This is a genomic window from Paenibacillus sp. JJ-100, from assembly GCF_948329825.1.
Classification (GTDB): Bacteria; Bacillota; Bacilli; order Paenibacillales; family Paenibacillaceae; genus Paenibacillus.
In genome coordinates, this window is sequence record NZ_CAOJCM010000014.1 from 22,893 (window position 1) to 47,171 (window position 24,279).

Annotated in this window: 21 protein-coding genes and 1 other RNA gene; 20 read left to right on the plus strand and 2 right to left on the minus strand. The window is 46.6% G+C overall.

Translation table 11 applies throughout. From position 1 onward, the window contains the following. Positions 1-53: 53 nt before the first annotated feature. Positions 54-2,132: a transglycosylase domain-containing protein gene (locus tag PQG66_RS24705; RefSeq protein ID WP_272040506.1), complete on the minus strand. Its 2,079-nt coding sequence runs from the start codon at positions 2,130-2,132 to the stop codon at positions 54-56. 259 nt (positions 2,133-2,391) lie between these two features. Here PQG66_RS24705 and speE point away from each other — a divergent pair, with 259 nt between their 5' ends. The 6 genes from speE to argS all read left to right on the plus strand — a co-directional run bounded on the left by speE (position 2,392) and on the right by argS (position 8,738). Next, positions 2,392-3,219: a polyamine aminopropyltransferase gene (gene speE / locus PQG66_RS24710; RefSeq protein WP_272040508.1), complete on the plus strand. Its 828-nt coding sequence runs from the start codon at positions 2,392-2,394 to the stop codon at positions 3,217-3,219. Between the two features lie 13 nt (positions 3,220-3,232). Beyond that, on the plus strand, positions 3,233-4,102 hold the full coding sequence (gene speB / locus PQG66_RS24715; RefSeq protein ID WP_145406675.1) for an agmatinase: 870 nt from the start codon (positions 3,233-3,235) through the stop codon (positions 4,100-4,102). 386 nt (positions 4,103-4,488) lie between these two features. Continuing rightward, positions 4,489-5,970, plus strand: coding sequence for an alpha-N-arabinofuranosidase (locus PQG66_RS24720; RefSeq protein ID WP_272040510.1), 1,482 nt, complete (start codon positions 4,489-4,491; stop codon positions 5,968-5,970). Positions 5,971-6,078: 108 nt separating this feature from the next. After that, positions 6,079-6,279, plus strand: coding sequence for a DUF6171 family protein (locus PQG66_RS24725; protein WP_272040527.1), 201 nt, complete (start codon positions 6,079-6,081; stop codon positions 6,277-6,279). Positions 6,280-6,636: 357 nt separating this feature from the next. Further along, entirely contained in the window at positions 6,637-7,062 is a 426-nt protein-coding gene (locus PQG66_RS24730) for a DUF1934 domain-containing protein (protein WP_272040511.1), read from the plus strand. Further along, on the plus strand, positions 7,059-8,738 hold the full coding sequence (argS, locus tag PQG66_RS24735) for an arginine--tRNA ligase (protein WP_272040512.1): 1,680 nt from the start codon (positions 7,059-7,061) through the stop codon (positions 8,736-8,738). The genes PQG66_RS24730 and argS overlap by 4 nt, the downstream gene beginning before the upstream one ends. Before the next feature lie 193 nt (positions 8,739-8,931). Here the strand turns inward: argS and PQG66_RS24740 are convergent, their stop codons facing one another. Further along, the gene (locus tag PQG66_RS24740) at positions 8,932-10,086 is read right to left on the minus strand and encodes a S8 family peptidase (protein ID WP_272040514.1); all 1,155 of its coding nucleotides are present in this window, start codon (positions 10,084-10,086) and stop codon (positions 8,932-8,934) included. 475 nt (positions 10,087-10,561) lie between these two features. Between PQG66_RS24740 and rpoE the strand changes: the two genes are divergently transcribed. The 14 genes from rpoE (at position 10,562) to PQG66_RS24810 (ending at position 23,967) form a co-directional block, all read left to right on the plus strand. Beyond that, entirely contained in the window at positions 10,562-11,134 is a 573-nt protein-coding gene (rpoE, locus tag PQG66_RS24745) for a DNA-directed RNA polymerase subunit delta (protein WP_272040515.1), read from the plus strand. Positions 11,135-11,626: 492 nt separating this feature from the next. Beyond that, the gene (locus PQG66_RS24750) at positions 11,627-13,231 is read left to right on the plus strand and encodes a CTP synthase (RefSeq protein ID WP_272040516.1); all 1,605 of its coding nucleotides are present in this window, start codon (positions 11,627-11,629) and stop codon (positions 13,229-13,231) included. A gap of 210 nt (positions 13,232-13,441) precedes the next feature. Then, positions 13,442-13,828 (plus strand): response regulator, encoded by a 387-nt coding sequence (locus PQG66_RS24755; protein ID WP_272040517.1) that lies wholly within the window; start codon positions 13,442-13,444, stop codon positions 13,826-13,828. A gap of 259 nt (positions 13,829-14,087) precedes the next feature. Further along, entirely contained in the window at positions 14,088-14,942 is an 855-nt protein-coding gene (gene fba, locus PQG66_RS24760; protein ID WP_272040518.1) for a class II fructose-1,6-bisphosphate aldolase, read from the plus strand. A gap of 147 nt (positions 14,943-15,089) precedes the next feature. Then, a complete protein-coding gene (locus PQG66_RS24765; RefSeq protein ID WP_272040519.1) occupies positions 15,090-16,343 on the plus strand; it encodes a UDP-N-acetylglucosamine 1-carboxyvinyltransferase in 1,254 nt (417 codons plus the stop codon). Positions 16,344-16,808: 465 nt separating this feature from the next. Next, a complete protein-coding gene (gene rho / locus PQG66_RS24770) occupies positions 16,809-18,134 on the plus strand; it encodes a transcription termination factor Rho (RefSeq protein ID WP_272040520.1) in 1,326 nt (441 codons plus the stop codon). Between the two features lie 134 nt (positions 18,135-18,268). Next, positions 18,269-19,543 (plus strand): radical SAM protein, encoded by a 1,275-nt coding sequence (locus PQG66_RS24775; protein WP_272040521.1) that lies wholly within the window; start codon positions 18,269-18,271, stop codon positions 19,541-19,543. 103 nt (positions 19,544-19,646) lie between these two features. Beyond that, entirely contained in the window at positions 19,647-19,844 is a 198-nt protein-coding gene (gene rpmE / locus PQG66_RS24780; protein ID WP_145406672.1) for a 50S ribosomal protein L31, read from the plus strand. A gap of 152 nt (positions 19,845-19,996) precedes the next feature. Next, positions 19,997-20,264: signal recognition particle sRNA large type (gene ffs, locus PQG66_RS24785), an RNA gene on the plus strand. Positions 20,265-20,436: 172 nt separating this feature from the next. Then, the gene (gene dnaX / locus PQG66_RS24790; protein ID WP_272040522.1) at positions 20,437-22,182 is read left to right on the plus strand and encodes a DNA polymerase III subunit gamma/tau; all 1,746 of its coding nucleotides are present in this window, start codon (positions 20,437-20,439) and stop codon (positions 22,180-22,182) included. A 57-nt stretch (positions 22,183-22,239) separates the two neighbouring features. Continuing rightward, complete coding sequence (locus PQG66_RS24795) at positions 22,240-22,551, plus strand: YbaB/EbfC family nucleoid-associated protein (protein WP_111273525.1); 312 nt, start codon at positions 22,240-22,242, stop codon at positions 22,549-22,551. A gap of 35 nt (positions 22,552-22,586) precedes the next feature. Further along, entirely contained in the window at positions 22,587-23,186 is a 600-nt protein-coding gene (gene recR, locus PQG66_RS24800; RefSeq protein WP_111273524.1) for a recombination mediator RecR, read from the plus strand. Between the two features lie 192 nt (positions 23,187-23,378). Beyond that, the gene (locus PQG66_RS24805; protein WP_272040523.1) at positions 23,379-23,657 is read left to right on the plus strand and encodes a hypothetical protein; all 279 of its coding nucleotides are present in this window, start codon (positions 23,379-23,381) and stop codon (positions 23,655-23,657) included. A 40-nt stretch (positions 23,658-23,697) separates the two neighbouring features. Continuing rightward, entirely contained in the window at positions 23,698-23,967 is a 270-nt protein-coding gene (locus PQG66_RS24810) for a pro-sigmaK processing inhibitor BofA family protein (protein WP_272040524.1), read from the plus strand. The last annotated feature ends 312 nt before the right edge of the window (positions 23,968-24,279 follow it).

The following is a 24,279-nucleotide window of genomic DNA, read 5'->3' on the forward strand; positions in this document are numbered from 1 at the left end:
AAGATGCTGAGGCTAAATAACTTATGACGCAATTAAGTCATTACGGATATACGTCATTCCACCCACCAGCGTTTGAAATCACTCCACCAGGAATGTTTCTGTTCTTGTATTCCCTTTTGATTCTGAGCCTCGCGTGCCTTCTCATTCTGCGGTGAATCGGCTGACCCTGCGTTGCCCAGGCAGACTTCTGTAGGCTCCGTCCCCTGAATAAATACTTCCAGTCGTTTTTCCTCACAGCCGTTACCTGCAAGTTTGCCAGTCTCCGGATTAATGTAGACACTCACAACCTGGTCAGGTATGGAAAAGATTTTGGGTGGTACGCTTGCCAGGGCTTGTTCCGTGAACTGCGCGAAGATTGGAGCGGCACGGCGGCCATCGGATGTGGAGATTGCTTTTCCCTGGTCATAACCAACCCATACCGCAGTGGATAGCTCTGGGGTATAGCCGACCAACCAGGCGTCGGTATTGGTTGTTCCCGTCTTGCCTGCTACGGGTCGCTTGATCGTAGCAGATACCCGATTGCCTGTACCTCCGGTTTCAAAGACACTCTCCATCAAACGTGTCAACACATAAGCGGCTGCCGGTTCAACGACTTGTTCTGCTTTGGTCTGTGGAGATTCATATAGCACGCGTCCTGCTGCATCTGTCACTTGTAAAATGGCTATTGGCGGTGTTCGTTGCCCCCCTGCTGCAATAACGGAGAAGGCGGAAGCCATCTCCAGAGGGCTAACCGGAGAAGTGCCTAGAGCAAGAGAAGGAACAGGACTTAGCTTGCTTGTAATCCCAAGACTCTGAGCCATGTTCACGACCTTCTCTGGACCAATCTTCATAATGGTGTTCACCGCATAGATGTTATCCGATGCAGCAATGGCCTGCCGAAGATCAATCTCACCTAAATATTTCTCGCCAAAGTTACCGGGCTTATAGGTTTTACGGTCATTGTCATAGTGAAACAGGGTAGGCTGACTGTTGAAAATGGATGCGCTGGTAAGTTGTTTGGATTCGAGAGCAGCCAGATACATAATCGGTTTAAAGGCTGATCCCGGCTGGCGTGTCGTAGTCAGCACATGGTTAATCTGATTGGTGCGATAATTTTTGCCGCCTACCATGGCTTTGATATATCCGGTGCGCGGGTCGATGGACACGAGGGCTGTTTCCAGCTTGCTTTCCGGGTCCATTCCTTTGGCCACAGCCTGTTCCGCCGCTCTCTGCACACGTAAATCCAGCGTAGTGTATATATTCAGCCCGCCGTGGTCCAGCATCGCTTCGCTGATGCCAAGTTCTTTCATTACGAGATTTCGAATATAGTCCCGAAAATAAGGAGCATTTTCCACCGTCTTACGCTCGCTCTCCGGTTTGAAATTCAATATTTCCTCATAAGCGGAGTCCGCTTGTTTTTGCGTGATCTCTCCCGTTTCTGTCATGGCTCTAAGTACAATCTTCTGCCGATCCTTGGCGTTCTTCATATGATTGTAGGGTGAATAGTAGGTTGGTCCCTTCGGGATGCCCGCTAGCATCGCACTTTCTGCCAGATCCAGTTGCTTGGCGGATTTGCCAAAATACATCTGTGCAGCCGCCTCGATGCCATAAGCGCCGTGACCGTAGTAGATTTCATTCAGGTACATCTGCAAAATTTCATCTTTGCTGTACTTCATCTCCAGCTGTGCGGTGTACATCGCTTCTTTGGCTTTGCGTGTCCAGGTTTTCTCATGAGAGAGGTATAGATTCCTTGCCAGTTGCTGTGTTAACGTGCTTGCCCCTTGAGACATTCGCATATGTTGCAGATTGACGAGAACTGCTCGTCCCATGCCCTGGATGTCGAAGCCAAGATGGTGCCGGAATTTGCGATCCTCTACAGCTAGCGTGGCATTCACCAGATCAGGAGCGATGTCCTGCAGTTGAACTGGAATGGAATCTTTGCCGCCAGCAGAGAAGGTGGCGATAACTTCACCCTGACTATCGAGTAGTCTGGAGTTGCGATCCGAGTCTGCGAGAGGCAGACTGGTTGCGTATAGATATACTAAAATAGCAGCCGTAGCAATCAAGCCGAGCGCCATCAGTATGGATAGATGTTTGATGAATCGGAGTACACGGAACCCGCGTTTGCGGGTCTTGGTATTGGACTTGTTCATGGAACGGGCTCCTCTCTTTTCTTTCCAGTATGGGACGGGAATAACCTGGATATTCAATCCGCTTGCGAAGTGAACAAATTGTAGCCCATTTCGGCCTGAAAACCGTTTTGCAGTTGAATCATCTATCGCGTATAATGCAAAAGGGTAATGAAAAGGTAGGGTTCGGTACAACATACTAAAGCGTGTATGGGCGAACATACCAGTGATTATGCATTTTAAAATGATCACTAATTACTTTTACGGAGAGAAGGTAGCGATCATGGAATTGTGGTTTACGGAAAAGCAGACCCCTGTATTCGGGATTACCGCAAAGATTAAACAGACTTACGTCACAGAGCAAACGGACTTTCAGGATCTTGCAATGGTGGAAACCGAAGAATTCGGCAACATGCTTGTATTGGACGGTATGGTAATGACGACGGTGAAGGACGAGTTTGTATATCATGAAATGGCGGCACATCCAGCCTTGAACACTCACCCCAATCCGAAAAAAGTACTGGTAGTTGGCGGTGGTGACGGCGGTGTTATCCGTGAAGTCATCAAACATGCTGCTGTAGAAAAAGCAGTTCTCGTCGAAATCGACGGTAAAGTGATCGAATATTCCAAACAGTATTTGCCTGAAATTGCAGGCAAGCTCGACGAGCCGAACGTTGAAGTGCTCGTTAACGATGGTTACATGCATATTATTGAACATAAAGATGAGTACGATGTCATTATCGTAGACTCCACAGAACCTGTAGGACCGGCTGCTCCGCTCTTTGAGCGTGGTTTCTACCAGGGAATCTATGAAGCATTAAAAGAAGACGGCATCTTTGTTGCCCAGACGGACAACCCTTGGTTTAAAGCGGATCTGATCCAGAAGGTGAACAAAGACGTCAAAGAGATCTTCCCGATCGTACATGTGTACGGCTGTAATATACCAACCTACCCAAGTGGTCTATGGACATTCACCATGGGCAGCAAGACGTATGATCCACTTGCGGTAGATGAGACTCAAATTCCGGAGATGGATACGAAGTATTATTCTCCACGTCTGCACAAAGCGGCATTTGTACTTCCAAAATTCGTGGAAGATTTAACGAAATAAAGGGGAAATGAAGATGAAACTGGATCAAGCTTATTCAGGAAACGTATTTATTTGCAGCTCAGAGGATTATGAAAATTCCAAAGCCGTAATCTATGGTATGCCGATGGATTATACCGTCAGCTTCCGTCCGGGATCCCGTTTCGGCCCGGCTCATATTCGTCAGGCCTCAGTTGGACTCGAAGAGTACAGCCCATATCTAGATAAAAGCATCGTGGACATGACTTATTTTGATGCGGGAGATTTGCTTTTGCCATTCGGTAACGCGGGACGCAGTTTGGAAGTTATCCATGAATACATCGGTAGCCTGCTGGCGGATGACAAGTTTCCAATTGGTCTAGGCGGCGAACATCTCGTGACATGGCCTGTAATTCAGCAGATGTACAAAAAGTATCCGGATCTCATTCTGATCCATATTGATGCACACGCCGACCTTCGTGAAAGCTATGAAGGTGAGCCACTGTCTCACTCGACACCTGTACGTAAGGCTGCTGAGCTGATGGGTGGTCAAAACATCTATCAATTCGGTATCCGTTCCGGTTCCCGTGAGGAGTTCCAGTATGGCCGTGAGAACATTAACTTCTATCCGTTTGAAGTAGCGGCTCCAATGAAGGAAGCTCTTCCGAAAATGGGCAATCGTCCTGTATATGTAACAATCGACATCGACGTGCTTGATCCATCTGCTGCACCAGGAACGGGAACGGCAGAGGCGGGTGGCATCACATCCAAAGAGCTGCTTGAAGCCGTTCATATGATCGCTGGTTCTGATGTGAATGTGGTGGGCTGTGACTTGGTTGAAGTCGCGCCAATCTATGATCCAACACAACAGACGCAGATCGTAGCAGCGAAGTTGATTCGTGAAATGCTGCTTGGATTCGTGAAGTAAGTGAACTTAACTTCCGTTGTTGACTCGAAAGGCTGTGGACTGCCACGCCGTGCATGTATCAAATAAAGCTATTCAAGCGAAACCCACCGTCAGGCGTGCGACCTTATGCGGTGGGTTTTTTCTTGTTGTCAGGTATGCTGTAAAAACTTTATTTAATTGAGATAAAGATTAGCGGATGATTTGAAGAAATAATAAATTTATGAATTCAATGAAAAGACGGTTTATATGAATTTAAGTGTCGATCGAACCGATATGGTATCAAAACAGCCTTTTTCCTGAACTTTTCTATGGAAAAGGTTTTTTTGTTTAGGAAATAAAAGGGTTGAAACCTGTCTCAAAACAGGTTATTGTAAGCGGTGACAACATATTTCAGGGAGGTTGAAATAATGGTTAATGTTACTTTAAGGGCGGATTCTGATAAAGGATTAATAAATCGCAATATATATGGTCACTTTTCCGAGCATTTGGGACGTTGTATTTATGAAGGGCTGTGGGTAGGAGAAGATTCTTCTATCCCCAATACAGAAGGAATTCGTAATGATGTGCTTACGGCGCTCCAGAAGCTGAACATTCCTGTGCTTCGGTGGCCGGGTGGATGTTTTGCTGATGAATATCACTGGAAAGATGGCGTGGGCCCCAAAAGCGAACGTGCTCGCATGATCAACACCCACTGGGGTGGCGTAGAAGAGAACAATCACTTTGGTACGCATGAATTCATGAGATTGTGTGAATTGCTTGGTGCAGAGCCGTATATCAGCGGCAACCTTGGCAGTGGTACTGTTCAGGAAATGCAGGAATGGGTGGAGTACATTACGTTTGACGGTGAGTCACCTATGGCGAACTGGCGGAAACAAAATGGTCGTGAAGAGCCATGGAAGCTGAAATATTTTGGTGTGGGTAATGAGAACTGGGGCTGTGGCGGCAACATGCGCCCGGAGTATTACGCGGATGAATACCGTCGTTACGCTACATATGTACGTAATTATTCAGGAAATCAAATTTACAAAATTGCTTGTGGACCAAATGACAGTAATTATGAGTGGATGGAAGTGCTGATGCGGGAAGCCGCTCGTTTTATGGATGGCATCAGCCTTCATTACTACACGATTCCGACAGGCGTCTGGGATGACAAAGGGGCAGCCACAGGCTTTGGAGAAGCGGAATGGTTTGCCACGCTGAAGAAAACCTTATTTATGGATGAATTGCTTGTGAAGCACTCCGAGATCATGGACAAATATGATCCGGAAGGCAGAGTGGGCATCATCGTAGACGAGTGGGGCACATGGTATAATGTGGAGCCAGGAACGAACCCGGGCTTCCTCTACCAGCAGAATACGATGCGGGATGCCGTGCTTGCAGCCGTGAATCTGAACATTTTCAATCAGCATAACAAACGGGTACATATGGCCAACCTGGCTCAGATCGTCAATGTGCTACAATCGCTCGTGCTGACCGAAGGGGACAAAATGCTCCTGACGCCTACGTATCATGTATTTGATATGTATCAGGTTCATATGGATGCACAGCGTTTGGATCTTAGTTATGAGAGCCCGGGATATACGTTTGGTGACGAAACGATTCCTCAACTCAGCTTGTCTGCATCACGTAACCAAGACGGGGTTATTCATGTGACAGCTTGTAATCTGAGTCATACGGATGAGCTTGAAGTGGTATGCAAGCTTGAAGCAGGTCAAGCGGCAAGCGTATCGGGACAGCTGCTCCATAACGCAGACTTTGGAGCATTTAATACGTTTGAACAGCCAGATCAGGTAAAACCTGCAGCTTGGGAAGGGCTCGTTTTGGAAAATAACACACTGCGTTTTGTGCTGCCACCAGCTTCTGTTGGTGTGATCGCTGTTAAGGGTTAAGTTATGAAGTCCTTCAGCTATGGGCAACAGCAACCTTTTAGCGAGGGAAGAAATGCCCCTTGTAAGGGCTGCGACAAGCAGTACGACATTCATATTAGTGATGCCAAAATGGCACGTCTGGTGGAGATTGCTTCACGATCTCGTGCCACAGTGGAGGATAACGAGTATGAACGGCGACTTGCTGTCTGCTCAGCCTGCCCGGACCTACAGTACGGAACAACGTGCCGGCATTGCGGCTGCCTTGTGCAAGTACGTGCCAAACTGGCCGAGTCGACATGTCCTTATCCATACGCATCACAGTGGGGATGAACAGCGTTCATCATGTTCAGTTTCGAACCGAGTAAACAATGTATGTGATCATATTACCTAAATACGTTTCATTATAATGAAGTAATAGAGCAAGTTAATGAAGCAAACTAACGAGATAGGATGCGAAGTAGAGGGGGCTGCACGGTACAGGTGCGGCTCTTCTTTTTGTTTCCACAACAAAAAACTCTGAATTTGGATTTGAATTGAGCGGGTGAACTGGATATAGTTATACAGTAGAGTGTAAGGAGTATGTATTCGGAATAAGAGCGTGTATAGCGACACAACCATACAGGAAGGGCTTTTCTCACCCGCCGTCCTGATTTTGCGTCGCCTCGAATATAATGGAGGTTAATATTCATGTCGAAGATGCGACCGGTTCAGATCCGGCTGCACAGCCGTTATGAAGGGGAAGATGTACTACAGGAGATGCAGGGAGAGGCTGTAGTTAAGGGAACATATCTGTATGTCCGTTACGAAGAACCGCAGGCTGGGCCCAAAGGGGGCATAACTCGTACAACATTGAAGCTGGGCGGACAATCCATCAAGATTATACGTCATGGTGAAGTGGAGTCGGAGCAGACGTTTGAATTAAATCGAAAGCTTCCAGGTTTCTACCGATCGCCATACATGTCGTTTGCCCTGTCCACGCATACACAAGAGCTGGAACTTTCCATTCAGGGATTGAGCGCACGCGCAGCGTGGAGCTACGACTTTTACCGCTTTGATGAAGAAGCCGGACATTTTGCCATTAGTTTGCATATACAGGAGGAACCAAATTCATGACACGTAATCCACTAGATACGATTAACGAACGGGTAAGTACAGCCATTGGCAACGCCATTGTAGCCGCTGGTATTGTAACCAAGGAAGAACTTCCGGCAATTACACTTGAAGTGCCGCGCGAGAAGTCCCATGGCGACCTGGCTACCAATGCAGCGATGCAGTTGACCAAGATTGCTAAGCGTAACCCTCGTCAGATTGCTGAGGAGATTATTGCCAACCTGAATCTTGCTGATGCAGGTATTGAGAAGGCTGAAATTGCAGGGCCGGGGTTCATTAACTTCAAATTGGACAAGAGCTATCTCTATCCCGTGCTTAACTTGGTTCACGAGCAAGGCGAAAACTACGGAAGAATCGATGTTGGAGCTGGGAAAAAGGTAGAGATGGAATTTGTCAGTGCCAACCCGACCGGTAGCCTGCATCTGGGTCATGCCCGTGGAGCAGCTGTAGGGGATGCACTCTGCAACATTCTTGATTATGCAGGATATGAAGTAACTCGTGAATATTACATTAATGACGCGGGCAACCAAGTATTTAATCTGGCACGTTCCATTGAAGCGCGTTATCTGCAAGAGCTCGGTCAAGATGCCGAAATGCCTGAGGATGGTTACCATGGCGAGGACATTAAAGGGTTCGCGAAGGAACTTGTTGCTGAAAAAGGAGACAGCCTGCTGTCTATGCATCCAGGTGATCGTGCGGCATATTTCCGTGATTATGGTCTGGAAAAAGAACTCGACAAAATCAAACGTGACTTGAATCGCTTCCGTGTGAATTTTGACATCTGGTTCAGCGAAACGTCACTGTATGATAACGGTGAAGTGCTTCGCGTACTGGACGAGCTGCGTGAACGCAACGAAATTTATGAAAAAGATGGCGCAACCTGGCTGAAAACGATGCAATATGGTGATGACAAGGAGCGCGTACTGATCAAAAACGACGGTACGTATACTTACCTGACACCGGATATTGCATATCACCGTGATAAATATGCCCGTGGTTATGATACGATGATCAACATTTGGGGAGCGGACCACCACGGATATATTCCGCGTATGAAGGCAGCCATGCAGGCACTGGGCAACGATCCGGACAAGCTGGTTGTGTTGATTGCGCAGATGGTCAGCCTGTTCCAGAATGGCGAGAAAGTGAAAATGTCCAAACGTACAGGTAAAGCTGTAACGATGGAAGACTTGATGGATGAGGTGGGCATTGATGCCATTCGTTATTTCTTCACGATGCGCAGTATTGATTCCCATCTGGACTTTGACATGGATTTGGCAATTTCGACATCCAATGAAAATCCGGTGTTCTACGTACAATATGCACATGCGCGCGTGTGCAGTGTGTATCGTCAAGCCGAAGAGCAAGGCATCGAGTTGTTACCACTGGCACAGATTGATCTGTCTAAGCTGACAACCGAGCATGAGTATGACCTTCTTCGTAAAATGGGCGAGTTGCCAGAAGAGATTGCAGCAGCGGCTACAGGTTATGCGCCGCACCGCATCATTCGTTATGTTTACGAACTGGCATCTTTGTTCCATAGTTACTACCGGGCTGAGCGCGTCATTACCGAAGACGCGCAGCAAACCCAGGCGCGCCTGGCGCTGATCGGTGCTGTTCGCACCGTCATCGCAACAGCGCTCCGTCTGGTGGGCGTATCCGCACCAGACAAAATGTAATTCCTTCGGCCACGCGGCGGACAACGTCATGCCGCTTGGCCGAAGGCAGAAAGTCTCCATGCACCTCGCGAGCATTTGCTTGCGCGAGGGCATGGAGACTTTTTTGTGCCTGCTGCGCAAGGCGTGCCCGGCATCTGCCGGCATCCATTGCTGCGCAGCATAGGTACGGCGGCTAGCAGTGCACGCCGCCGGTTTATCCCCCGCCCTCCTGCAGTAGCTTGAGGGCGTCTATTTCGCCACCGCGGACTTTACTCCTCGCGGTGGTGGTTTTGCGAGCGCGCAGCGGAACTGTCGCGCGCTTCACAAGCGTTTTGATCTCGGCTGGAGACAGGCCGGGATGTTTGGCGAGCAGCAGTGCGATTGCGCCGCTCACATGAGAGGTCGCCATGGATGTGCCACTCATCTCATGATGCTTCCCTTGCACCCAAGAGGACACAATTTTGTCCCCAGGTGCATAGACGTCGACGTAAGCCCCGCGATTGCTGAAGGAGGCAATACGTCTGTTTTTGTCGGTTGCACCGACAGAGATGGTTTGTGGATATCGAGCAGGATAGTCAATGCTGCGGCGCTTGCTGTCATTTCCTGATGAGGCCACGATAACAATACCGGCGTGATACGCACGATTCACTACATCAAGCAATGATTTACTGCGTGTTTTCATACCAAAACTCATGTTGATGATATCGACTTTGTTACGTACACACCAGTCGATGCCAAGGACGATGTCGGAGACATAAGCAGAGCCGTTGTGGTCAAATGCTTTAACTGGATAAATTAGAGCGCGCGGCGCAACGCCGATCATACCTGCGGTACTGTTCGCGGCAGCGATTGTTCCAGCAATATGAGTGCCATGTCCGTTGTCATCATGAGGAAGCAAGCTTCGGTTCAATAAATTGATACCACGGGCAAGAGAATAACGAAGATCAGGATGGTGGTAATCTGCTCCTGTATCAATAACGCCGATTTTGATTCGGTGTCCTGTCGACACAGACCAGACCTTCGGGGCCCGAATCTGCTTCACTCCCCACGGGATACCTTGAGGGGTGCTTGGTTTGTTGTGGAGAGCAGTGGAGTGCAGTGAGACAGGGGTATCTTCTTCTACCGTGATATCGCCTCCATAACGATATAACATTTCCGGGCTTTGAACAGGGGCGATGAGGGTTCTGGCAAGCCGGGAGGCCTGAACGCCTCCCAGGTCAGTGTATTCGTTGCGCATTCGGGATAATTCAACGAGACATGCCTCGTACTGCTGTGGTTTGTCGAACCGAATCAGATAACGTCCCGTTTGTTCGGAGTCAGGGCACCTCATTCCGTCAATCAACTGATGCAATAAACCGGTATAGTCCATTATGGGCAGCCCCCTTCGGGATGAACATGCTGAGGTATTCTATGAATGCATTCATCCAACTGCATGGGGAACTTGCCCTTTTTTTTCAAAAACACATTCTCTCCGTGTCAAAACGGGCGCAGGGACATATGATAGATGGAGGGCTAGAAGGCTCTTGCGGGGGACCTGGTAAGGAGCAATCCTACGAGGGTATACAGTCAAAGGGCGGAGGGGGACTCCGTCTTTTACATATGTCTTCTGTCTCTTCTTTCTGTGGGTCAGTCATGGTAGCTTTTCGGTTCATTCCTGCTGTCGATATAGGCGGACTGAGGTGTGGATTAAAGGGGATTGTGTAAATATGGGACATGCTTACATAAAAACTTGCTTTTTAACGCCAAATAGGTTTTACTTAGGTTTGTTAATGGATATGTTATACGTAACATTCCAGTTTTGCAGGGGATATAAAGTGAATTTTGTGTGAGAGGAAGTGTCTTCAGTGAGTACCTCGCTCAATTTGAAAATTGATAAAGAGAAGGTAAGAGAGATCCCTTTAGTGGACCTTGCCTTTATGGTGCTGAAAGCGGCCAACACGCCGTATTACTACCGGGATTTGATGAATGAGGTAGCGAAACAGCGCGGAATGACGGATGAAGAGATTAACGAGTATATTGCCCAATTGTATACCGAGATTAATATCGATGGCCGTTTTGCCTGTGTCGGTACGAGTCTTTGGGGATTAAAGCGCTGGTATCCGGTTGCTGGATCAGAAGATTCCATGACGGGCGCGAAGCGTCCGCGTATCATCAACGATGAAGATGATGATCTGGAAGACGAAGACTTCGGTGAAGAGGACGAGAGCTATAATAGCGACGAAGACTTCGACAGTACAGGTGATGATCCAGATGAAGACAAAGATGAAGACGAAGATGATGACGACATCTTTGATGAAGACGACAGCGAAGAAGAAGTACTGGTTGAAGATGACGATCTAGAAGATGAAGACCTCGATGAAGACGATGAAGAGTCTGAAGACGAGGATGAATTTGACGACGATTCCGATAATCGGTAATCCTTTTTAGCGACCCTAAATAGCTCGTTTTTTCCCCGATAGTCAGCCTTGACAGCAGGCGGGGTAACGGGTAAACTATTGCATGGGCTTATGAATGAGCGACAATATATTTATGTTTTTTAGAGAAAGTGCCCCGTCCTGCGGGAGTACTTTCTTTTTGTATTTTTAGAGGCAGAATGATGTTAAATGATTACTTTTCCGACTGCACCCGGCCATACCTTTTCGGCCTGTTTTTTTGTATGTTCAGACAAGAAAAGAAAGTTGGCGTAGCCTCGGTCTAGGGACAAGCATGTAGGAAGGCTCCCGGAAAGTTTGCATTATTTTTTGCCAGTAATGATGTGTAGTGAGAAGCCGTCTTCGCTGGAAAGAGCAGTTTGCAGATGAAGTTAATTTCTGCCATTGCTCTTTTTAACGATGATTACCTGGGAAACGGGTTACGATAATACCATATATCGCCTGAATTTCTGTACTTATATTAGGAGGGTAATAACAGTGACAAAGTATATTTTCGTAACGGGCGGAGTTGTATCCTCCCTGGGCAAAGGGATTACAGCTGCCTCGTTGGGCAGATTGCTGAAGAACAGAGGACTCAAAGTAACGATTCAAAAATTCGATCCATACATCAACATTGACCCGGGAACGATGAGTCCTTATCAGCATGGTGAGGTATTTGTAACCGATGATGGCGCAGAGACAGACCTGGACCTTGGTCACTACGAACGTTTCATCGACATCAACCTCTCTAAAAACAGCAATGTCACGACAGGTAAAGTGTATTCTTCCGTGATCAGTAAAGAGCGTCGCGGGGAGTATCTTGGCGGTACAGTTCAAGTGATTCCACATATCACAAACGAGATCAAAGAGCGTGTATTCCGCGCTGGGCGTGAAGCGGGTTCCGATGTCGTTATTACCGAAATTGGCGGCACGGTGGGTGACATCGAAAGCTTGCCATTCTTGGAAGCAATTCGTCAGATCAAGAGTGACGTAGGTCGTGACAATGTGATGTACATCCACGTGACGTTGATTCCATACATCAAGGCTGCTGGTGAAGTGAAAACAAAACCAACACAACACAGTGTGAAGGAATTGCGCAGCATTGGAATCCAGCCGAATGTGATCGTATGCCGCACGGAATATGAGTTGTCTAAGGACATGAAGGCCAAAATCGCACTTTTCTGTGATATCGATGAAAATGCAGTAGTCGAGTGCCGTGATGCAAGCACGTTGTATGAAGTACCACTTAACCTTCGAGAGGAAGGTTTGGATGAGATTGTGGTGAACCACCTGAAACTGACTACTCCTGCACCGGATATGAGCGAGTGGGAAGGGCTGGTTAATCGGATTAGCAAGCTGCAACATAAGGTTGAGATTGCGATCGTAGGTAAATACGTAGCGCTACATGATGCGTACCTGAGTGTTGTGGAATCCCTGTCTCATGCAGGATTTGCCTCCAACGCAGAGGTGAAGATTCGCTGGATTCATTCTGAGGATATTACCGATGAGAACGTAGGTGACTTGCTACACGGTGTTTCCGGTATTCTCGTCCCTGGTGGCTTCGGTGACCGCGGTATCGAAGGTAAAGTATCGGCAATCCGTTATGCTCGTGAGAAAAATATTCCTTTCTTCGGAATTTGCCTGGGTATGCAAGTTTCTGTGATTGAATATGCTCGCTCCATCGTTGGATTGAATGGTGCGAATAGTTCCGAGATCAACCCGGCTACAGAGTTCCCGGTAATCGATCTGTTGCCTGAACAGAAAGATATTGAGAATCTGGGCGGTACGATGCGTCTCGGTCTTTACCCTTGTAAGCTTCAGGAAGGTTCCTTAGCAAGGTCTTGTTACGATGATGAGCTGGTGTATGAAAGACACCGTCACCGCTATGAATTCAACAATGAATACCGTGAGATGATTGAGAAAGCAGGTCTTGTCATTTCAGGTACATCACCGGATGGACGTCTGGTTGAGATTGTGGAGCTTCCAGGACACCCATGGTTCCTGGCTGTGCAGTTCCACCCGGAATTCACTTCCCGTCCGAACCGTCCGCAGCCATTGTTCCGTGAGTTCGTGAAAGCTTCTCTGGAGAATGCGGGTAAATAATAAGTTCATTCGGTAAAAATCACGTATAGAAGGATGCACTGGCTGCTACTAAAGAGCTGGGGCATCCTTTTTTTGGCACTAAATTGCAATTTGTCAATTTAAGATCGTAGAAGGATTTTAATGGAAGAGGTAGAATACTTATCATGACGCCTATGGAATAGTTATTATGAGGTATGTATATATGGTTTCCTAATTCTAGGAGGTTACAACGTGGAAGAGAAAAAAGTTCTGATTGTAGATGACCAAAACGGTATTCGAATTCTACTCATGGAAGTGTTCAGCAGCGAAGGGTACAACACATTCCAAGCGGCAAACGGCAAAATTGCTCTCGAGATCGTTAATAATGACAAGCCAGACCTCGTTTTACTTGATATGAAAATTCCCGGAATGGACGGGCTTGAGATCTTGAAACATATCAAAGAGATTGATCCGGATATCAAGGTTATTATGATGACGGCTTATGGAGAACTTGACATGATTAAGGAAGCTACCGATCTGGGAGCGCTCATGCATTTTACGAAACCGTTTGATATTGACGAGATGCGTGTGGCTGTAAATATGCAACTTCGCAATGGCGCTGCCAACAAGTGCAGCTAAATCCTGTAGATACAGGATTTTTTTGTGTTATCAATCTGTCTTATGTCATCATGATAAAAATGGGGTATTTCGCCTGTTTCTGTAGGGAATATTAGAAATGGTAACGTATCCATTACATGTCTTTGAAAACTGTGCTGTAAAACACAGCATTTTTGCAAATGCTTGTTTAGTATTTGACATGGGATGTGGTATAATAGGTCCGTATGTGATTTCGGCTAAAAACCATAGACACAACCAAACCCCTAGGAGGATTGAAACCATGCCATTAGTATCTATGACAGACATGTTGAACAAAGCCCTTGAAGGAAAATACGCAGTTGGTCAATACAATATCAATAACCTTGAGTGGACTCAAGGGATTCTTGCTGCTGCTGAAGAAGAGAAATCCCCAGTAATCTTGGGCGTATCCGAAGGTGCAGCTCGTCACATGGGAGGCTTTACTACTGTTGTTAAAATGGTAGAAGGACTTCTGCATGACATGAAAATTACTGTACCTGTTGCGATCCACTTGGACCACGGTTCAAGCTTTGACAAATGTAAAGAAGCGATCGAAGCTGGATTTACTTCCGTTATGATCGACGGTTCTCATCACCCAATCGAAGAGAACATCGCAATGACTAAAAAAGTCGTTGAATATGCACACGCTAAAGGTGTTTCTGTAGAAGCTGAAGTAGGAACTGTAGGCGGACAAGAAGACGACGTGATCGGTGGTATTCAATACGCTGACCTGAACGAATGTATCCGCATCGTTAAAGAAACAGGTATCGATACGTTGGCACCTGCTCTTGGTTCCGTTCACGGTCCTTACCAAGGCGAGCCAAACCTGGGCTTCAAAGAAATGGAAGAAGTTCGTGACGCAGTGCAAATTCCACTCGTATTGCACGGTGGTACAGGTATTCCTAAGCACGATATCGATAAAGCAATCTCCTTGGGTACTTCCAAAATTAACGTGAACACAGAGAACCAAATCTCTTTCACTAAAGCAGTTCGTGAAGTACTTGCAGCAAAACCAGATGCTTACGATCCACGTACGTTCATCGTACCAGGCCGTGAGGCAATTAAAGAAACCGTTAAAGGTAAAATTCGTGAGTTTGGTTCCAACAACAAAGCGTAATTTATCTTTACCAGTTCCATACTGTGAAATGGAAGAACACCGCCTAGCCGGTGTCTTTCCATTTTCACACCTTATTTCTACATCGTTAGCCATCAGCACGTATTGCCGTTCATCGGCTGCAAAACACGTAGGGGGACATTAAGCTTTATGGAAAAATTGATGATTAGTGGCGGACGTCCGTTACAGGGAGCTGTAACTATAAGCGGCGCCAAAAACAGCGCCATTGCGCTTATTCCTGCAGCATTGCTTGCCGAGTCGGAGGTCGTGTTGGACAACCTGCCGTTACTCAGTGATGTGGCAGTATATGCGGAAATTTTGGAGGAACTTGGAGCACGTGTAACTTGGGAAGGTAATCAGATGAAGATCGACCCTTCCGACATTAAATCGATTCCCATGCCTAATGGTCCAGTGAAGAAGCTCCGTGCTTCGTATTATATGATGGGGGCTTTGCTTGGACGTTTTAAAGAAGCGACAATAGGTTTGCCTGGAGGTTGCAATTTTGAGCCTCGTCCGATTGATCAACATATTAAAGGGTTTGAAGCGCTTGGCGCAACGGTAACTAATGAACATGGCTCCATCCATCTGTATGCCAAAGAGCTACGGGGAGCTAAAATATATCTTGATGTAAGCAGTGTTGGTGCGACCATTAACATTATGCTGGCGGCCACTCGTGCCAAAGGCTCTACAATTATAGAAAATGCGGCTAAAGAGCCTGAGATTATAGATGTAGCAACACTTTTGAACTCTATGGGTGCCAGCATCAAGGGTGCGGGCACAGAAACCATTCGAATTGAAGGAGTTTCAGAGCTTAAAGGCTGCCGTCATTCCATCATTCCGGACCGAATTCAAGCGGGTACGTATATGATTGCTGCGGCAGCTACGCGTGGAGATGTACTCATTGATAATGTCATTCCCAAGCATCTGGAGGCTTTGACAGCCAAGTTGCTGGAGATGGGAGTGGGTATCGAAGAACTGGATGAGAGCATTCGGGTCATCGGACAGCCAAAGTACACTCACGTTGATGTAAAAGCGCTGGTATATCCAGGCTTTCCAACGGATTTACAGTCCCCTATGACGAGTGTCTTAACTCAGGCAACCGGTGTGAGTGTGCTTAGTGATTTTGTATACAGTAACCGGTTTAAGCATGTACCTGAGCTGGTTCGAATGGGTGCCAAAATCCGTGTGGAAGGCCGATCTGCTATCATTGAAGGCAGTTCGCTGAATGCGGCCAAAGTGAAAGCATCAGACCTCCGCGCCGGTGCAGCACTGGTCATTGCAGGACTTACCGTCAGTGAAGGTGTAACAGAGGTAACTGGTGTTGAATTTATTGATCGTGGTTACGATCATCTCGTGACTAATCTGCGTATGCTTGGTGCAGACGTGTGGCGGGAGACCGAATAGCCATCTGATAGGGCAGCATCGTATGCTTGCATAAAATGTATGTATGGCGGTGCTGCATAACCTATTGTAGAATGGGGTAAACTATTCGAATAGATTTTGCAGTCTCTTCCGGATTGATGAACGTAATAGGTTCTGTGCCGGAGGGTCTTTTTTTGAAAACAGTATCATAAGGCTTTATGAACACATCATTCCTTTTCCCCAATCCCCGGATTTGTTTGAACCTGCGCTCCATAGCCGGTCTTCCCGGATCGATCGCCCCATGTTTGGAGTTCACTCATTAGCGGATCATGCCATGTTATGGCCATTCCACCCGGAAACTTACACACAGAGACAACTATTTGCATTATAACGGTTACATTCCGTACAATGGACAGAAGAGGACGGGTTTAGGGCCGCTCTCTATAGCATAATAAGCTGAGAAACTATCCATTTGACGGACTCATTAATTGAATAGGTGGTTATTATATGGATCTACAAATTTCTGATTTAGAAGAAATGAAACTAACGGACCTCTATAAGCTGGCGAAAAAATACCAGATTCCTTATTACGGGACCCTTAAAAAGAAAGAATTGATTTTTGCTATACTCCGCGCACAGGCGGAACAGAGTGGTTTGATGTTTATGCAGGGTGTGCTTGAAATTTTACCTGAAGGTTACGGCTTCTTGAGACCAATCAACTATCTGCCAAGTACAGAAGATATTTATATCTCTGCTTCACAGATTCGTAAGTTTGATCTCAGAACAGGTGACCTTGTATCAGGTAAATGCCGAACGCCAAAGGAAAATGAAAGATATTTCGGTTTATTGCAAGTCAACGCTGTGAATGGTGAGAACCCATCGGCGGCTGCGGAGAGGCTTCACTTCCCGGCATTAACCCCATTGTACCCGCAGAAAAAACTGGTTCTTGAAACATCCCCGAGCCATTTATCCACACGCATCATGGATGTGCTTGCCCCGGTAGGATTGGGACAGCGTGGATTAATCGTAGCACCTCCCAAAGCCGGTAAAACGCTCCTCCTCAAAGAAATTGCGAATAGCATCTCAACTAACAATCCTGAAATTGAACTTTTTGTCCTGTTGATTGATGAGCGTCCAGAGGAAGTAACGGATATGTCTCGTTCGGTAAAAGGGGAAGTTGTGGCTTCCACATTTGATGAGTTGCCTGAAAACCATATCAAGGTGGCAGAACTGGTGCTGGAGCGAGCACTGCGTCTGGTTGAAGCAAAAAAAGATGTTGTCATTTTGTTGGATAGTATTACGCGACTGGCTCGGGCGTATAACTTGGTTATTCCACCATCTGGACGTACGCTGAGTGGTGGTATTGATCCGGCAGCATTCCATCGTCCGAAACGATTCTTCGGTTCTGCGCGTAATGTGGAAGAAGGCGGCAGCCTGACTATTCTGGCAACAGCGCTGATTGATACCGGATCACGTATGGATGACATCATTTATGAAGAATTTAAAGGTACGGGAAATATGGAGCTTCATCTTGACCGTAAATTGGCTGAACGCCGGATTTTCCCTGCAATCGATATTCGTCGTTCGGGTACTCGGCGTGAAGAAGTACTTCTTAGCAAGGAAGAGTTGGATACAATCTGGTCAATCCGTAAAAATATGAACGATTCCCATGACTTCGTTGAGGGTTTCCTCAAAAAATTGCGGAATAGCAAGACCAATGCCGAATTCCTGGCTGCATTTGATGCAGCGGGCAATAGTCCCTCCAGTAATTCAGGAACAACAACAACTCGCCGTTCCCCGAGACCGACAGCTACATCAGGAACATCAAATTAACATTTGATATGTAGCTTGATTTTCAGTAGGAACACCACTATGTTTAATGCAACAAATTGCGGCTAAGGTATAATACTGCTGCATCTTAGTACACTTGTCGTTAGGCTTAACCTAATAGATGTGAGGAGAACATCATGTATTTAGTATATGCAGATGAAAAAGGTAATGTTTTTGATCATCCTTCCCTGTACGGGCTTGCCCGCAGTGGAGATATGATCGTGGAAATTATGGAAGATGAGTTAATCCCTCTGCCGGATGGTGCAACGCTGGTTGGACTTCCGAGCACCCGGCCAATTGGCATGGACCCGGATACAGGTGAGATGCTGCCACTGCCAAGTGACACGCAAGCAGTTGGTGCGCTACTCCCGCAAGGTTTTACGCGTCTATGCTTACCGGGTTATGTGAAGACGGATAAAGAATACAAGCTGCCTTTGTTCGGATATTCCGCAGTAGTGTGGAAGGATGGAGGGTTCTACGTTACAGCCTCCCAATCCGATGTTCCGGATAAATGGAATCCGATGAACTGTGATCGTGATGATGTGCGTTCAGGAGTTGAGCGTATGATCGAAAAGTACCCGGAGAATAGGCTCTACACCCATTTGTCCAATTGTGCACTTGGGTACGAGTGTCTTACATCTTCCAATACGTTCTTGAATCGTTGGGAAGGCGGAGTGCCGGTATCGTACTCTTGTAACGCAGGTTGTTTCGGTTGTATCTCGGAACAGCCGGATGATAGTGGCTTCGTATCCCCTCAGACACGGATGAATTTTCGTCCACGTGTTGATGAGATCGTTGAAGTGATGCTGGAGCACCTGAAAACACCTGAATCCATCATTAGCTTTGGACAGGGATGTGAAGGGGAGCCTTCTACTCAGGCTAAGTTGATCATTGAGGCAATCCGTGAAGTGCGCTCCATTACTGACATGGGTTACATTAACATTAACACGAATGCCGGCTTGAATGATCATATTCGAGGTATTGTAGATGCAGGGCTTGATTTGATGCGTGTAAGTACAATAAGTGCGCTGGATGATCATTACAATGCTTACTACAAACCCCGTGGATACACGCTGGCGAACGTAGAGAAGTCAATGAAATATGCCGCAGATCAAGGGGTATATACTTCTATTAACTATCTGATTTTCCCAGGCGTAACGGATCGGGAGGAAGAGATTGAGGCGATGATCGAATTCGCCCGTCGGACTAACTTGCGCTTAATCCAGATGCGAAACTTGAATATTGATCCGGAGAGCTATCTGGAGCTAATTCCACCAGCGCAGGGTGACATTTTGGGGATGAAGCAGATGCTGGAGATCTTTGCTGAGGAGCTGCCGGATGTTGTTATTGGGTCATATACCCATGTTCCACCAGCAGGAATGGCTCGGCCCAAAAAGCTGATTACCTCTTGAATGAATTAGATTGCAACACGGTTTGGGCCGTGTTATAATCTGCTGTGTTGTGCCATTTACTCTGGGTCCGCTTGAGGCTCAGGGCGGAAAGAGGTGAAAGGTAATGAAAGAAGCAATTCATCCTAAGTTCACGATTGGTCAAGTATCCTGCGCATGCGGTAATACGTTCGAGACTGGTTCCGTTAAAGACGGACTTCGTGTAGAGATTTGCTCCGCGTGCCACCCGTTCTTCACAGGTAAACAGAAGTTTATCGATGCTGGCGGCCGTGTAGATCGTTTCAAAAAGAAATACGGAATCTAATAACGCAATTCCATGTGAATTGTCTAATTATTGTATCCCAATCACCCCTGCCTTTATTGGCGGGGGTTTTTATTACCCGTACAAGAAAGTGCAGTTGTTTCCAATGTCCAACTGGTTGCATTTTGGACTACCTTACGTTATACTATTTCTTACCGTGCTAGATGGGGAGGTAGCGGTGCCCTGTAACTCGCAATCCGCTATAGCGAGGTTGAATTCCTGTTAGAGGTTTTGTCGATGTGAGGTTTGGTCCCTGAACTTGGTGTTGACGGTTGGGTCCTCCGCAATGAGTACTCATGAACCTGGTCAGGTCCGGAAGGAAGCAGCCATAAGTGAGACCACTCTTGTGCCGGAGGGTCGCCTAGCCCGAGCTAATGTTCAGGGGTGCCGCTTGGATCGCAAATATCGATAGCAGGTGCACGGCTTAACCTTTTAAATGTAAAGACCTTTGCATCATTATAAATGCAAAGGTCTTTTTTGATATGTTAAAAACAGTAAAAACTGAGTTAGATAAAGTTTGGATTCACCTTGGAATATAGTATAATGGGGTGACGACAACGGACTCGAATGCGAAGTGGAAGGAAGGTAGCGCATCATGGAGCATATCGCGTTATACCGGGCGTGGCGTCCTCAGTCGTTCCAAGATATGGTGGGACAACAGCATATTATTCAGACCTTGCAGAACGCAATTCGTGAACAGCGGACTTCCCATGCCTATTTATTCAGTGGGCCACGAGGGACAGGGAAGACAAGTGCGGCCAAAATATTGGCCAAAGCTGTGAATTGTGAGCAAGGACCTGCAACTGAGCCTTGTAACGAATGTGAGGCTTGCCGCCGAATTACGAATGGCGCCGTCATGGATGTGCAGGAGATTGATGCTGCCTCCAATCGGGGCGTAGAGGAGATCCGTGATCTTCGGGAAAAGGTAAAGTATGCCCCGACCGAAGTCCGGCAAAAGGTTTATATTATTGATGAAGTACACATGTTGACGACAGAGGCGTTCAATGCTTTGCTCAAAACATTAGAGGAGCCGCCGCCGCATGTGATGTTTATTTTGGCGACGACAGAACCACATCGTTTGCCGGCTACCATTATATCGCGCTGTCAGCGATTTGATTTTCGCCGGGTATCTCTGGAGGAACAGACAGCCAGATTGGCTTTGATCTGTGAACAGGAAGGCATGGAAGCCGATCACGATGCACTGCAGTATATTGCACGTTTATCCGATGGAGGGATGAGGGACGCACTCAGCGTGCTGGATCAAATCTCCTCATTTACCGATGGACGAGTAACCTATCAACAAGTTATGGATATGACAGGCGGCATAGCGTCCGAGCAATTTGCCAAGCTGGCAGCTTCCTTGCTCAAGGGAGATGTAGGCCATATTCTACAGATGATTGAAGGGTTTATGCATGAGGGTAAGAGTGCTGACAAGTGCATGGAGAATTTGCTCTATTACTTCCGAGATCTGCTGATGATTAAGATGGTGCCAGATGCGGACAAACTGACGGATCGGGTACTTAATCCGGAAGCGTTTCAGGATATGGCTGAATCTTTCACCAAGGAACAGTTGTTCCAGATGATTGATACGCTAAATCGTTATCAGAGTGAGATGAAATATGCGGTTCAACCACAGACTTTATTTGAAGTTGCTCTACTTAAATTGTGTAGTATCCCGAGTTCTGGTGGGGAGTCTACATCGGTTGGGGTGGCTTCTCCTTCGGCGTCAGCAGATACGGGGGAGATCAACCGTCTGAAACAGCAACTTGTCGAATTGGAGAAAAAGCTTGATCGAGCGTTGAAAAGCGGACTGTCGGGTGGAGAAACCGCCTCAAGTTCCCCTGCACGACCTGCATCGCGTGCGCCGATGTCCAGAGCTAATGCTCCGGCCAAACTTCCGGCGCATCTGGATCAATATGTTGCGCGTAAAGGGTCTCCTGAGTTCGCGGAGATCAGCAAGAAATGGAGTCAAATCCTGCAACGTGTCAAAGAGGAAAAGGTCACAGTGCATGCCTGGTTTATGGATGGCGAGCCGGTATCGTTGCTTGAGGACAATGTACTGGTTGCTTTTAAAAACAATATCCACCGTGAAACGACAGAGAAACAGGCCAATCGTGATGTTATTGAACGTGTGCTCTCCGAACAGCTTGGGCGTCCGGCAAGGCTTGTGACGATGATGCTCAAGGATTGGATGGGCGTGATAGAGGGAGCTTCTGAAACGCCAAAGGAGGATTTTAAGCTTGAACCTGAGCATGAGGATGGTGGTTCAGGCGATAAACAGCCTTGGATTGATGAAGCTATTCAGTTATTTGGTGAAGACTTAGTGGTCATTAAAGAGTAGTGTGATGGCTTGGAATGTGTATAATTTGAAATAACCATAACAAAGGAGATGACGAATATGAATAACATGAATCAGATGATGAAACAAGTGAAAAAAATGCAGGAGCAAATGTTGAAGGCACAGGAGGAACTTGCGGACAAAACCGTTCAAGGAACTTCCGGCGGTGGAGTGGTAACTGCTGAAGTCAATGGTCATAAAAAATTGCTCTCCATCACGATCAAGCCTGAAGCAGTAGACCCAGATGATGTTGAAATGCTGCAAGACCTTGTCATGACAGCTGTTAATGATGCATTGACAAAGGCTGATGAAATTGCAAACCAGGATATGGGCAAATTCACGGGCGGCATGAAAATTCCGGGATTGTTTTAATATAAATTGATCCTGTCAGAAGGAGACATAACCGATTGCATTATCCTGAACCGATAGCCAAGTTAATTGACGCCTTTACCCGTCTTCCTGGGGTAGGGCCAAAGACAGCGGCGCGTTTAGCTTTTCATGTGCTTAACATGAAGGAAGATGACGTTATTGATTTTGCCAAAGCACTTGTTAGTGTGAAGCGTAATCTTCACTACTGCTCTGTGTGTTGTAATATTACGGATACAGATCCTTGTCGGATTTGTCAGGATAAATCGAGAGATGTATCTGTTATCTGTGTGGTGCAGGATTCAAAGGATTTGGTGGCTATGGAGCGAACGAAAGAGTTCGATGGCTATTACCATGTACTGCAGGGCGCAATCTCTCCAATGGAGGGGATTGGGCCGGATGACATACGTTTGAAAGAGCTTTTGACTCGTTTGAGTGATGAGCGGGTGAAAGAATTGATTCTGGCAACGAATCCGAACATTGAGGGCGAGGCTACGGCTATGTACATTTCTCGTCTTGTCCGTCCTTTCGAGATTAGTGTGACCCGTATAGCTCATGGACTTCCTGTGGGTGGAGATTTGGAGTACGCGGATGAGGTTACTCTTTCTAAGGCGCTGGAAGGGCGCAGAGAGATGCGATAAGCCTTTGCTGGTAGTCAGCATGATGAGGTATTTACGGTGTTTACAAGAGAATGATTATAATGTTTCGGATTGCAGGAGAGGGCATAAGCCCTCTCTTTTTTTACGTTAAAATGATAAGTCTCAGTTCTAAGTTTGTCCCTGCCTCGATATGTATGAGATAGGCTTTGAGGTTGAAAAGGGAGGGGACTAGTTATGTTTACATGGAGGAGAACAAAGAGGCAGGAGGACAAACGTGAGCTTGAACAGGCTAAAATAGAGGCGGAAGAGATCTATATAGATGTGCTTAAAGCAAAACATGAGTGGGAACGAGCGATGAGGCAGTTTGAAGATGCGCAGGGGGAGGATGAGGTTGATTATGCTATTTATGTGCTTGAAGCGGCCGAGAGGAAATATCAGATTCATCTAAAGAGGGCCAAGCAGTTAAGTGGAGTGGGTATGCATGTTAGTGAACGAGAGGTGATAGAGGGTTAGATATAGAAGGTGTTTCATTTTATAGTGGGGGGTATAGAGCATGAAGAGCTTTATTCTGGGGAGTATATTGGTTGTATCTTTGCTCGCTCTTGTTATCGTTTTATTTAAGAAGCGATTAGGATTCTCGATCTTCACATCGATTGGAGTTCATTTGGTGATGGCAGCGGCCGGGATCTATATAGTGAATTATTCTGGCTGGATAACGGGCATGTATATTCCCTTAAATCCTGCAACAATAGGTACGGTTACTGTTTTGGGTCTGCCGGGAGTGGGGTTATTATTAGGCTTAAAAATTTCTTTGTTTGGGTAGTTGACTGTTAGGGAATATATATGGTACATTATATCTCGTTGCTTTGCTTGATTGGTTACGAACTTTGTTCAAAAAAACGAAGTTCCAAGCAGATCTTGAAAAAAACATCAAAAAAAAGCTTGACCGAAGCAAACGATGTGTGATATATTAATAAAGTCGCCGCTGAGACAAAACGGTGATGAAAAAGTAAGGTTTGATCTTTGAAAACTGAACAACGAGTGAGTAATGATCTTGCTTGCAAGATCAACAATGAGATTTTTAATCTCGTCAGATTCAAAATGAGCTAATCGCTCTTTTCAATACTTTATTGGA